The 11,549-nt window shown below is 65.3% G+C and carries 6 protein-coding genes and 5 pseudogenes; 10 read left to right on the forward strand and 1 reads right to left on the reverse strand.

Annotation, left to right across the window (positions count from 1 at the left end; translation table 11 throughout):
* Positions 1–13: 13 nt before the first annotated feature.
* Entirely contained in the window at positions 14–1,276 is a 1,263-nt protein-coding gene (locus tag EET10_RS04405) for a metal-dependent hydrolase family protein (RefSeq protein ID WP_036398485.1), read from the reverse strand.
* Between the two features lie 395 nt (positions 1,277–1,671).
* Between EET10_RS04405 and EET10_RS31905 the strand changes: the two are divergent.
* The 10 genes and pseudogenes from EET10_RS31905 to EET10_RS04460 form a co-directional block, all read left to right on the forward strand.
* Positions 1,672–1,877, forward strand: a pseudogene (locus tag EET10_RS31905) (creatininase family protein); the annotation flags it as partial.
* A gap of 441 nt (positions 1,878–2,318) precedes the next feature.
* On the forward strand, positions 2,319–4,217 hold the full coding sequence (locus EET10_RS04420; protein WP_246013600.1) for a hypothetical protein: 1,899 nt from the start codon (positions 2,319–2,321) through the stop codon (positions 4,215–4,217).
* A gap of 14 nt (positions 4,218–4,231) precedes the next feature.
* Positions 4,232–4,795, forward strand: coding sequence for a hypothetical protein (locus EET10_RS04425; RefSeq protein WP_036398480.1), 564 nt, complete (start codon positions 4,232–4,234; stop codon positions 4,793–4,795).
* Between the two features lie 230 nt (positions 4,796–5,025).
* Positions 5,026–5,337 carry a hypothetical protein gene (locus EET10_RS04430; RefSeq protein WP_075509581.1) on the forward strand — a complete coding sequence of 104 codons (312 nt, stop codon included), beginning with the start codon at positions 5,026–5,028 and terminating at the stop codon, positions 5,335–5,337.
* A gap of 187 nt (positions 5,338–5,524) precedes the next feature.
* A pseudogene (locus tag EET10_RS04435) lies at positions 5,525–6,100 on the forward strand (transposase); the annotation flags it as partial.
* 114 nt (positions 6,101–6,214) lie between these two features.
* Positions 6,215–6,370 (forward strand): annotated as a pseudogene (locus EET10_RS30505) (IS1634 family transposase); the annotation flags it as partial.
* Positions 6,371–6,536: 166 nt separating this feature from the next.
* The gene (istA, locus tag EET10_RS04445) at positions 6,537–8,057 is read left to right on the forward strand and encodes an IS21 family transposase (protein ID WP_122501925.1); all 1,521 of its coding nucleotides are present in this window, start codon (positions 6,537–6,539) and stop codon (positions 8,055–8,057) included.
* Complete coding sequence (gene istB, locus EET10_RS04450; RefSeq protein WP_122501800.1) at positions 8,054–8,866, forward strand: IS21-like element helper ATPase IstB; 813 nt, start codon at positions 8,054–8,056, stop codon at positions 8,864–8,866. Before istA ends, istB begins: the two co-directional genes overlap by 4 nt.
* Positions 8,867–8,932: 66 nt before the next feature.
* Positions 8,933–10,300: pseudogene (locus tag EET10_RS04455) on the forward strand (IS1634 family transposase); the annotation flags it as partial.
* Positions 10,301–10,315: 15 nt separating this feature from the next.
* A pseudogene (locus tag EET10_RS04460) lies at positions 10,316–11,297 on the forward strand (ISL3 family transposase); the annotation flags it as partial.
* Between the last annotated feature and the right edge of the window lie 252 nt (positions 11,298–11,549).

Consider the following 11,549-nt stretch of genomic DNA (forward strand, 5'->3'; position numbering starts at 1 on the left):
GGGCACGCCCTGGCTACTCGACAGTGCCTTTGACCAACCGGCCGTCCTTGACGATGGCGACGAACGCCTCGTCGGGCCGCGCGATCAGCCAGATGTCGGCCACCGGATTGCCGTCGACGAGAACCAGGTCCGCCAGGGCGCCGTCGGCCACGACGCCCAGCCGGCCCGGGTAGGGGTTACGCGGCCCGGACATGGCCAAGAGCTCGGCGTTGCGGATCGTCGCCTGCTGCAACACCTCGGCGGGCGCGTACCAGCGGGTGAGCTCGGCCAGCTGGGCGCCCTGTCGGCTGGCGAGTGCCGTGTCGAACAATATGTCGGTTCCGAATGCGACCTTGACCCGGTGCTTGATCGCAAGCCGATATGCCGCGTCGGTGCCGGAGACCACCTGCCGCAGCTTTGCCCTCGTCTGCGGCGTGACGGGGATCGTGGGCTCGTCGTCGACGAACGGCTGCAGGCACCACCAGACGCCCTTTTCGGCGAGCAGTGCGGCGGTGTCCTCGTCGATCAGGTGGCCGTGCTCGATGCAGCGGACGCCTGCGGCGACGGCGGTGCGTATCGCGCGGGGTGTGTAGGCGTGGACGGTGACGTACGTGCCCCAGTTCTCCGCGGCCGCCACCGCCGCGCGGATCTCGGCCTCGGTGAACTGGGCGACGTCGATCGGGTCGTACGTCGAGCTGATCCCGCCGCCGGCCATCAGCTTGAGCTGAGAGGCGCCGCGCCGCAACATCTCTCGTGCTCCCCGCAGCACCTCGGCTTCGCCGTCGGCGATGACGGCGGCACCGATGATCTCGGTGTAGCTCAGGTGCCCGCAGACACCGCGAGGGACCTCGTGGGGCAGCCGGAAATCGCCGTGCCCGCCGGTCTGGGAGATGAACCCGCCGGACGGGTAAATACGCGGACCGGCGATCACACCCTCGTCGATGGCCTGCTTGATTCCGAACACCGGCCCGCCGAGATCGCGGACCGTGGTGAAGCCGCGTAGCAGCGTTTCCCGGGCGCCGGTGATCGCCCTCGCGTAGACATAGCCGAGCTCGCTGAGCTGGGCCACCACCGCCGGGATGGTGGCGAACATCGCATGCCAATGCGCGTCAATCAACCCGGGAATCAACGTCTTTGCGGTCCCGTCGATCTGCGGGCCGGAGAATTCGGTTGAGCCCGCAGGTGTCACCGCGGCGATCAACCCGTCGCAGACAGTGACGTCCATGGGCCCGGTGATCCGGCCGTCGACGCTGTCGAAGACGTCGACGTTGGAAATGCGTAGTTCGTGTGTGTCCATGCCGGCTCCTTGTTGAGACTGCAGCGGGTCGGCGAACCCCGAAGTAGCGTATGGCCCAGGCCGGAGGTTCTTTTGGACCAAAGTTCGGTTGACGGTAACGGATCGTGAAGAGATTGCTACCGCGGTCGCCAACTGACCGAGTGACGGTCGATTAGCCTGGCTCGGTACGTCGGTGAGGTGCCGGAGTGTCGCAGTTGGCACATGAGCAGCTGCCTGCCTGGCGTAGAACATGATTCGTCGTTCTGTGCGGCGGTGTCTTTGTCGTCGTTCTGCGTGGGGTGATCATCGACAACCAGGTCAAACCACAAACCAATCGTGAACCTCATCCAACGTTGCGGTATAGGGGTGTTTCAAAGCGCTATTGCGCGCGAACACCTGCAAGATAGGAACAGGCCCCCATCAGCGTCGGGCTCTGCCCCAGCCGCGAAGACTGGGCCGAGGCCCGTACCGTCGCAGGAATCCGCAGCAGCTGCCACGACGATATGCACGCCGGGGAACTAGAAACTCCATCCTGTTCGCCACCCACCCCGACTACCTGCGCGACGGCTGGCAGACCTGCGACCACACCGCCGGCGACCGTCGCTACCTGACGACCCTCGGTGACCTGCCCTGCCCCTGCGCGTGAGAACTTTCGTCACTGCTATCAAGGAGGTCGGGCTCATCCGCCGGGTATCCCTGATATCGCCCGGTGGTCTCGTCCCACACGTTCTCGCCCGGTGAGCGTCACCGCTACAATCCCCGCGTGGGCGACAACCTTCGCGTCAACCCAGCCCAGTTGCGGGTGACCAGCACCGGCTGGCACGTGGAGGCTTTCGATCTCCACGCCGCGCCACCAGCGCTGGAACCGTCTGGCGGGTGGCCCACGGTGCTCGCCGCCGCTGACCGGCGCGGTCCAGGTCGCCACTGCCGACCTGCACCCTAAGATCGCCACCAGCGCCGGGATGACCCAGGTCGCGGCGACCGGTTATGAAGCCACCGACTCCGATGCCGCGGACATGCTGAAATACGTGGTCACCACGATCACCGGAACAGCCCGTAACGCGTGATCCCCACCCAGTCGGCGTTGCGCGGCTACACCGTGTCGCATCTGACCGAGAATGCCGCGCACTGGCGCGAGCTGGCGGGGCGCCGCCGCTCGGTGGTGGGCACGATCAAGAGCCAGGCCGACTCGCTGGACTGGCAGGGTCAGGGCGATGAGGCGATGAAGGCCGCGTTGGCCCGCCACGCCATCACCGCCGAACAGGAAGCCGAGCTGCTCGATACTGCAGCGGCCACCGCCGAGGACGGGGCCGCCGTGCTGCACCAGCAAAAGCACTCCATCTTCGCCACCGTCGAGCGGGCCAACCAGTCAGGGTTCGCGGTCGCCGAGGGCTGGACGGCCACCGACGCGATGTATGCGCCGGGCTCGATGGGCTGGTACGCCCGGCAGCCCACCGCCCAGGCCATCTGCGCCGATCTGCGTGTTCAGGTGACCCGTTTCACCGGCCAGGAGGTGCAGACCGCCACCGACGTGGCGCGCTCCGCCGGAGAGCTGGGCGGCGAAGGCGCGGTGCGCGGCCACATCCAGGCGGTCGCCGCCATCACCACCACCCACACGCCGAATCCGACGGTGCCGCCATCACCGCCAGCCCCCTCAGCATCGTCGCTGCTCGATGCCTTGACCGGCGCGAGCCCGCTGATACGGCACATATCACCGCAGGCCGCGGCCTCAGCAGCGGCACCAACGTGGCAAGCCCCACCAGCGGCCGGCGAGCTGGCGGGCATCGCGCCGCCGGTGCCGCTGCCGCCAGGTGCCGGCCCCCTGCCTGCCTTCGGCGGCAGCGTCGGAGCCGGGGCCGGCACCGGCGACGGCTGGCTGTCCTCGCTGGCTGCCCGGCCGAGTTCGGGGATCGCCGCCATGGCCGCCCCGGTCAGCACGGGCGCGGTCTCGACGACGGCCGCCACCGCGATCAGCGCACCGGCCGCTGCTGCCGCGGCAACCCCGCTAACACACGTCCAACCCCACCCGTCGCCGTCGACCGCCGAACCCGCAGCGACGCAGTTTGCCGATCCCGGGCAAGTGCGGCACGAGCACGCACCGCAACACCTGCCCTCCACCGATCCGCCGCAGACGCAATCCCCGCACGCGCACCAATCCCCGGCCGCGCAGTCATCGTCCCCTGCCCCCGCACCTGTCACACTCGACCCCGGTCCCGCCGGTACCGCGCCGTCTGCTACGACACCCGGGACTGGCAACGGCGGTGTCCACATGCTGGGCTTCGGCCCGCCAGGGCTAGCCTCGGCGCCGGCGGCACCATCTTTGCCCCCACCGCGTGACCCGACCCCGCCACCCATGCCGGTCGACCCTAAAGACATGAGCGCCGAGCAGGCGATCGCAGAATGGGCCAAAGTTAACGCTGAGATACGGGCGTGGAACGCCCGATGCGGCGTCGAAAACGTCGGGCCGCTGCCGCCGGCCCAATACAACGCCTGCATCGCCTCGCGCGGTCCTCTCCTCGAACGCCAAACCGCAATCCGGGCCCGCTTAAACGACTTAGGCATACCCATAGAAGGCGAACCCGCCCCAGGCCCCACGCGGCCGGGTACAGCTCGGTCCGAGCCCCCATCAAACCAACCGAGTGCGCCTTCAAGCCCGAGTATTACCGATCAGGCCACGCAAATCGGTAAAGATGTCATGGAACACGTACCTAAGGGCTCGAGACTGAATTCTTTGGTGGATAGGCTTAATCAATTGCACATCGGCAATCAGCAACAGGCCGCGGAGGCGGCCGACGCCGCGGCGAAAGCGGCGTGGGGTCAGACCGCGGGAATTGTCGACGGGCCTAATGGGTCAAAGCTGGTGCTACCAGTTGTCCCGCAGGTTGGGGAAGCTATCATGGTAGCGCCGGACGGAACGCTTTCTGTATTTCGGGGCGATCTCTTTCAGTTTTTGCCGAAGTAGTGGAGTAGTAGGCGATGGACGTAACTTTGTATGCAGCAGTAGTCGATTTCGAGGTTTATCTCCTAATGACCATGAAGCCGCGACTGTCCTTAGCAGATACCAAGGGCTTACTAGATGCCAAGCTGGCCAAGGTCGGGCTATCTTTAGACAGCGCAGTACGTATTCACGATCGGGTAGCAGAAGCCCTCAGCGAAGAGATATCGCGGTTTCGATATATGAAGACGCTGTTAGGAGTTCTCGACGAGGACGCCACATCACTGAAGTACAACAGCGTGTTGTGGCCCGGATTTGAATTCAACGCGCACGCTGACGCGAACGGACTACTTGAGTCAGCGGGTTACACTCACACCGAGCACACACCGCTCGATGTCGAATCTCCGACCCAACTGGCCGCTTGGAGTTGCGACATTCTCGAATTCGATGAGCGTTTCGGCCCTAGTATTCGACGTGAGAACAGGCCGCTATTCGACGATATCCTTCCCGCGTACGAAGGCTACGAGTTCTTATGGAAGGGAGATCGCTATGGGGCGGGATTCCTTTGGGGTCTATTCTTGTCATCTTCGATGGTCTGGGAGTGAGCTCGCCAAGGTGCGAAATATCCGAGAGTTCCGCAACGAATTGGCAGTCCTCAATGGCCCATCTCATGAAGCGTTGCGGGTTCGGCACCGCCCACGTGGGTCAGCAATAGGGGAGGCGTCAGGGAAGTGCTGCACTGCGGGGAATCGGCTATGAGGCGACGCTGTCCGCAGAGGTCATCGTCCGGCGGTGGTCTCCGCGTGGGCCTGAAGGAACTCAGGCAGGAACGCACATGACGTACGCAGCAAGCGATGAAACGACGCTCCCCAAACTGCCTGCACAGATGCGGTGGGTGGTGCTGGTGGACAAGCGTCAGCTCGCGGTGCTGCTGTTAGAGAACGAGGTACCGGTTGCTTCCGCGACGGACACGTTGGATGCCCGCGGTGATATCGACTATGAAAACCAGCCGGTCGACGCAGTGGAGCGGCTATGTCGGCGTTTGGCTGACCAGGCGGTGCGTCAGTGGGGTTTTATGCAGGGTCTCAAGCAGAAGCTCGGACCAGGTGTCGACGTGCGGATGAAGCTGGTGGAGTGGAACCGGTGAGCTTTAATGCCCCACCTGCGGGGGTAGCTTACGGATTTGCATCAAATCTCAAGTGTGCGTGTCGATAACACCACCTGCTGAAAACGGGCTCTTCGCAGATGAGGGTGTAGGGCTGGTCGGCGCGTCGTTGCCGGAATGGTCTTCCGAGGATGAAGGTTCCTATACACCTCATCTGAAAGACCTCGACATGGCTGACGCTATCTTCATTGCCCCTGATTTGACTACGTTTTGCCGGTTGGATGATCTCGGCCTGGAGGTAGTCGGGCAGCGTGTCGAGCCCGAGCGTGCGGTGCTGGCCTGCCTGGTCGTCGAACCCGACGATTGGTGTCGTCGCTGCGGCTGCCAGGGCACGCCACGCGATACGGTGACCCGTCGGTTGTCCCACGAGCCGTGGGGCTGGCGGCCGACGACCCTGCTGGTCACGGTGCGCCGGTACCGGTGCACAGGCTGCGGGCACGTGTGGCGCCAAGACGCCAGCGCGGCGGCCGAGCCGCGGGCGAAGCTGTCGCGTCATGGCTTGCGGTGGGCGTTGGAAGCCGTTGTGTGCCAACACCTCACCGTTTCCCGTATCGCCGAGGGACTCGGGGTTTCGTGGAATACCGCCAACGACGCCGTGTTGGCCGAAGGCAAGCGTGTGTTGATCGACGACCCGGACAGGTTCGACGGGGTCAAGGTGATCGGGGTCGACGAACACGTGTGGCGCCACACGCGGCGCGGGGACAAGTACGTGACCGTGATTATCGACCTGACCGCCATCCGCGAGGCCTGACTTCGGTCACTTTTCCGGTTTGGGGTTGGCGCGACGCTTGGACCTGCTGTTTTGTGGTCGTTGGGGCCGGAATGTGTGCACTAACGGATGGGTTCGTAGGGTGCCGGAGTGGCCTATATGCGGACGGTGAGGACCAAGTCGGGGGCGACAGCGGTGCAGATTGTGTGGTCGTCGCGGCGCGGTGCACGCTCGATCGAGCATGTGGGTTCGGCTCATGACGCGGTGGAATTGCAAGCACTCAAGACGGCGGCCGTACGGCGGCTTACTGTCCGTGGCCATGAAAAAGTACCCACTGGTGGCCAAGTCGAGGTATCCGTTTTTGGCCAGATAAAAGTATCCACCCCGTGTTCGTCGTGTCGATCAGGAACTGCGGGCCCCGATGGTGACGGTGAAGGCGCCAACCACTCAGCGCCACCACCGGGGAGTTCCATTGAAATCTGCGAAGGACCGAATGGACATCATTTCCGCCTACCAACAGCTCGGGTCGTATAGGGCTGCCGCCGAGCACTGCGGCACCACCCACCGCACCGTCAAGAAGATCGTGGACAAGTTCGAGGCCGACCAGGCCGGCGTCCCGCCACCACCGCGGGCCGAACGGGCCCACAACTACGACGCGGTCGCCGATCTGGTCGCCGAACGCGTGGAGAAATCGAAGGGTCGGATCTCGGCCAAGCGGCTGCTCCCGAAGGCCCGTGCGGCGGGCTACACGGGTTCTGATCGTAACTTCCGCCGCCTCGTCGCGGAGGCGAAAGCGTTGTGGCGCAGCACCAATCACCGAGGCCGTCGTCCAGCCGTGTGGGAACCCGGTGAGTACCTGGTCATCGACTGGGCTCAAGTCGGACCGGGGTTGTTCCTGTTCTGTGCGGTGCTGGCGTTCTCGAGGTGGCGCTTCGTGCGCTTCGCCACCAACGAGCGTGCCTCGACCACGTTGGCATTGATCGCCGAAGCCCTGGCCGCCGCGGGTGGGGTCCCGGCGCGGGTGCTGGCCGACCGGATGGCCTGCCTCAAGGGCGGGGTCGTGGCCAACGTCGTCGTCCCGACTCCGGACTACGTCCGGCTGGCCGGTCACTACGGCTTCGCTCCCGATTTCTGTCATGCGAGTGACCCGCAGTCCAAGGGCATCGTGGAGAACCTGTGCGGCTACGCCCAGGACGATCTTGCCGTCCCGCTGTTGACCGAGGCCGCCGTCACCGGAACACCGGTCGATCTGCGTATCGCCAATGCCGCGGCGGAGGTGTGGTGCGCGGAAGTGAACGCCGCGACCCATTCGGAGATCTGCGCGGTTCCCGATGAACGGTTGATCGTCGAACATGAACTGCTGCAACCACTCCCATCCCTGCGACTGCAGATCGGGGCACCATCGGTGCTGCGCAAGGTCGACCGCCTGTCCTGCATCCGGTACGGGTCGGCGCGCTACTCGGTGCCGATGCGGTTGATCGGCACCACGGTGGCCGTGGTCGTCGACCACGGCGCCATCTGTCTGCTGGAGCCCGGCACCGGGGTGATCGTGGCCGAACACGAACTCGTCGCACCCGGCGGCACCTCGATCCTCGATGAGCACTACGACGGACCCCGGCTAGCACCCAGTCGCGGCCCGCGCCCGAAGACCATGGTCGAGAAGCAGTTCTGCGACCTCGGCGCCGATGCGCAGGCGTTCCTGGTCGGCGCCGCGGCGATCGGCAACACCCGGCTGGCCTCGGAGTTGGAGATCCTGCTCGCCCTCGGCGCGGCCCACGGCACCGACGCCCTGGTCTCCGCGCTGCACCGGGCGGTGGCGTTCCGCCGGTTCCGAGCCGCCGACGTGCGTTCCATCCTGGCCGCGGGCACCGGGGCGCCGCAGCCCCGACCCGCTGGCGACGTGCTCATCCTCGACCTGCCCGTGGCCCCGACCCGCTCCCTGGACGCCTACAGGATCACCCCCGCCGTGGCCGATGGCGAGGTGATCCCATGAGCAGGACGCCACCCATCACCGACGCTGAACCCGTTGCACCGAAATCGATTCCACCCCTCGCCGCCGATCTGGATGCCGGGTTGCGACGGTTGAAACTGGCCGCGGTGCGGCGCACCGCACCCGAAGTCCTGATCACCGCCAAGACCCAACGCTGGACTCCCGAGGAGGTTCTGCGCACGCTGGTCGAGACCGAACTGGCGGCCCGCGACGCCTCGAACGTCGTCAACCGCCTCAAAGCCGCGGCGTTCCCCGTGCCCAAGACGTTGGAGAGCTTCGACGTGGCCGCCTCCTCCATCCCGCCGAAGACCTTCGACTACCTGTCGAGTCTGGAATGGATTCGCGCGCAACAGAATCTGGCGATCATCGGCCCCGCCGGCACCGGCAAGTCCCACACCCTGATCGGGTTGGGAACCGCCGCGATCCACGCCGGACACAAGGTCCGCTATTTCACCGCCGCCGACCTCGTCGAAACCCTCTACCGCGGCCTGGCCGACAACACCGTCGGCAAGATCATCGAATCGCTGCTGCGGGTCGACCTGATCATCCTCGACGAACTCGGGTTCGCCCCCCTCGACGACACCGGCACCCAGTTGCTGTTCCGGCTCGTCGCCGGCGCCTACGAACGCCGCTCGCTGGCCATCGGATCGCACTGGCCCTTCGAGCAGTGGGGCCGCTTCCTGCCCGAACAGACCACCGCGGTCAGCATCCTCGACCGCCTCCTGCACCACGCCACCGTCGTCATCACCGACGGTGACTCCTACCGCATGAAAGACGCCAAACACCGGAAGGAGACGCCCACACCAACCTAGGAACTACCGCACGGGGTGGATACTTCTATCTGGCCACCAGCGGATACTTCAACCTGGCCATTGACACTTACTGGAGGTCAGCAGACCCTCGACCTTGATGTCGGTGACACCGAAATATCCGGTGCCTCTTTGGAAATCGTCTCTTCGCGGATGGCGTTTTTGTGGGACAGCTTGTGCGCTGCGTATGTCCGGCTTGGCTTCGATCGGGCCGCTGGAGCCGATGAGGTGTTCCGGGATCTGGTGCTGGCCCGGATCATCGAGCCGACCAGTAAGGCCGACTCGCTGCGGGTACTGGCCGAGACCGGTATCGCCACGGTGTCCTACCGCACCCTGACCCGGCACCTGCCGCGGTTCGCCACAGCGGCTTTCGGCCGGGCGTTGTCCAAGGCGTGCGCGGTTCAGGCGGCGTTGGGGCCGGCGTCGTTGGTGCTCTACGACGTCTCGACGCTGTACTTCGAGACCGATAAGGCCGACGGATTCCGCGAGCCCGGATTCTCCAAAGAACGTCGGCTCGAACCGCAGATCACCATCGGCCTGCTCACCGATGCGACTGGATTTCCATTGGCAGTACACGCATTTGAAGGCGACAAGGGTGAAACCAAGACGATGCTGCCCGTCATCAACGCCTTCAAGAAGGCCCACCAACTCACCGATGTCACAGTGGTCGCTGATGCCGGCATGATCTCCGAGGACAACCAGAAAGCGATCTACGCCGCCGGGCTGACCTTCATCCTCGGCTCCAGGATCCCGTTCCTGCCCGGCGTCATACGCGAATGGCGCGACAAGCATCCCGGCGAGGACATCCCTGACGGGCACATCTTCACCCAGGCCTGGCCGGCCAGCAGCAAGGAGAAGGCCCGCGGGATCCCCGACCGGGTCATCTTCTACCAGTACCGTGCTGACCGGGCCCGGCGCACCCTGCGTGGTATCGATGAGCAGGTAGCCAAAGCCCAGGCCGCCGTCGACGGGAAGGCCCCCCTCAAACGCAACCGGTTCATCACCGTGACCGGCGAGAACCGGTCGGTGAACCGGGAGTTAGAAGCCAAAGCCCGCGAGTTGGCCGGGATCAAGGGCTACACCACCAACCTGACCGGCCAGACCGCAGACTTCGTCATCGATGCGTATCACCAGTTGTGGCGGATCGAGAAGGCGTTCCGGATGTCCAAGCACGACCTGGCCGCCCGCCCGATCTACCACCACAAACGCGAGTCCATCGAGGCCCACCTAAACATCGTGTTCGCCGCGCTCGCAGTCAGCCACTGGATCGAACACCAAACCGGTTGGAGTATCCGGCAATTCGTGCGCACCACACGCCGATACCGCACCGTGGACATCCGAGCCGGCCAACACACCCTCACCGCCGCCGATCCACTGCCCGCCGACCTACGCGACGCCCTCGCCCAAATCAGCGGAGCCGACCTACGCACTAAATGACCGAAGTCAGGTCATGGCTTGCGGTGGGCGTTGGAAGCCGTTGTGTGCCAACACCTCACCGTTTCCCGTATCGCCGAGGGACTCGGGGTTTCGTGGAATACCGCCAACGACGCCGTGTTGGCCGAAGGCAAGCGTGTGTTGATCGACGACCCGGACAGGTTCGACGGGGTCAAGGTGATCGGGGTCGACGAACACGTGTGGCGCCACACGCGGCGCGGGGACAAGTACGTGACCGTGATTATCGACCTGACCGCCATCCGCGAGGGCACCGGCCCGGCGCGGCTGCTGGACATGGTCGAGGGCCGCTCGAAACAGGCCTTCAAGGCCTGGCTGGTCGAACGAGAAGAGTCCTGGCGCAACGAAGTTGAGGTGGTGGCAATGGACGGGTTCACCGGGTTTAAGACCGCCGCCAGCGAGGAACTGCCCGACGCGGTCGCGGTGATGGATCCCTTCCACGTTGTCCGGCTGGCCGGCGAGGCGCTGGATGGATGCCGCCGCCGCGTCCAACTCGACACCTGTGGCCACCGCGGCCGCAAAGCCGATCCGCTCTATGCCGCGCGGCGGACCCTGCACACCGGCGCTGAGCTGCTCACCGACAAGCAGAAAGACCGGCTGACGACGTTGTTCGCCGCCGACGCCCACGTCGAGGTCGAGGCGACCTGGGGCATCTACCAGCGCATGATCACCGCCTACCGCCACCCCGACCGCCGGACCGGCCGCACCCTGATGAGCACGCTTATCGAGTCGATCAGCCACGGCGTCCCCGCCGTGCTCGCCGAAGTCATCACCCCTGGGACGCACGTTAAAAAACGCGCCGCCGACGTGCTGGCCAACTTCGATCCGACCCGGCACCGCCAACGGGCCGACCGAAGCGATCAACGGGCGCCTCGAACACCTACGCGGCTCCGCCCTCGGATTCCGCAACCTGACCAACTACATCGCAAGAGCACTCCCGGAGACCGGCGGATTCAGACCCCAACTACACCCCACATTGTGAAGAGCCCGAAAACGTTCTGGACGGCCCGGAAGTATGTGCAGCTGCCCGACGGCACGGTGATCTGGACCGCGCCCAACGGACGGACCTACACCACCCGCCCCGGCAGCTAAATCTTCTTTCCCGCCTGGAACACCACCACCGGCGACTTGCCTCCCACCCCCGCAACTACTATAGGTGACCGCGGCGTGATGATGCCCCACCGGCAACGCACCCGAGCCGCCGGGGTCGCCCTCCGCATCAAATGCGAACGGG

The organism is Mycobacterium pseudokansasii (assembly GCF_900566075.1).
Taxonomy (GTDB): domain Bacteria; phylum Actinomycetota; class Actinomycetes; order Mycobacteriales; family Mycobacteriaceae; genus Mycobacterium; species Mycobacterium pseudokansasii.

Coding starts and splice junctions, on each gene's coding strand:
- EET10_RS04405 (WP_036398485.1), bottom strand. CDS start 1,276: ATGGACACACACGAACTACGCATTTCCAACGTCGACGTCTTCGACAGC.
- EET10_RS04425 (WP_036398480.1), top strand. CDS start 4,232: ATGGACGTAACTTTGTATGCAGCAGTAGTCGATTTCGAGGTTTATCTC.
- EET10_RS04430 (WP_075509581.1), top strand. CDS start 5,026: ATGACGTACGCAGCAAGCGATGAAACGACGCTCCCCAAACTGCCTGCA.
- istB (WP_122501800.1), top strand. CDS start 8,054: ATGAGCAGGACGCCACCCATCACCGACGCTGAACCCGTTGCACCGAAA.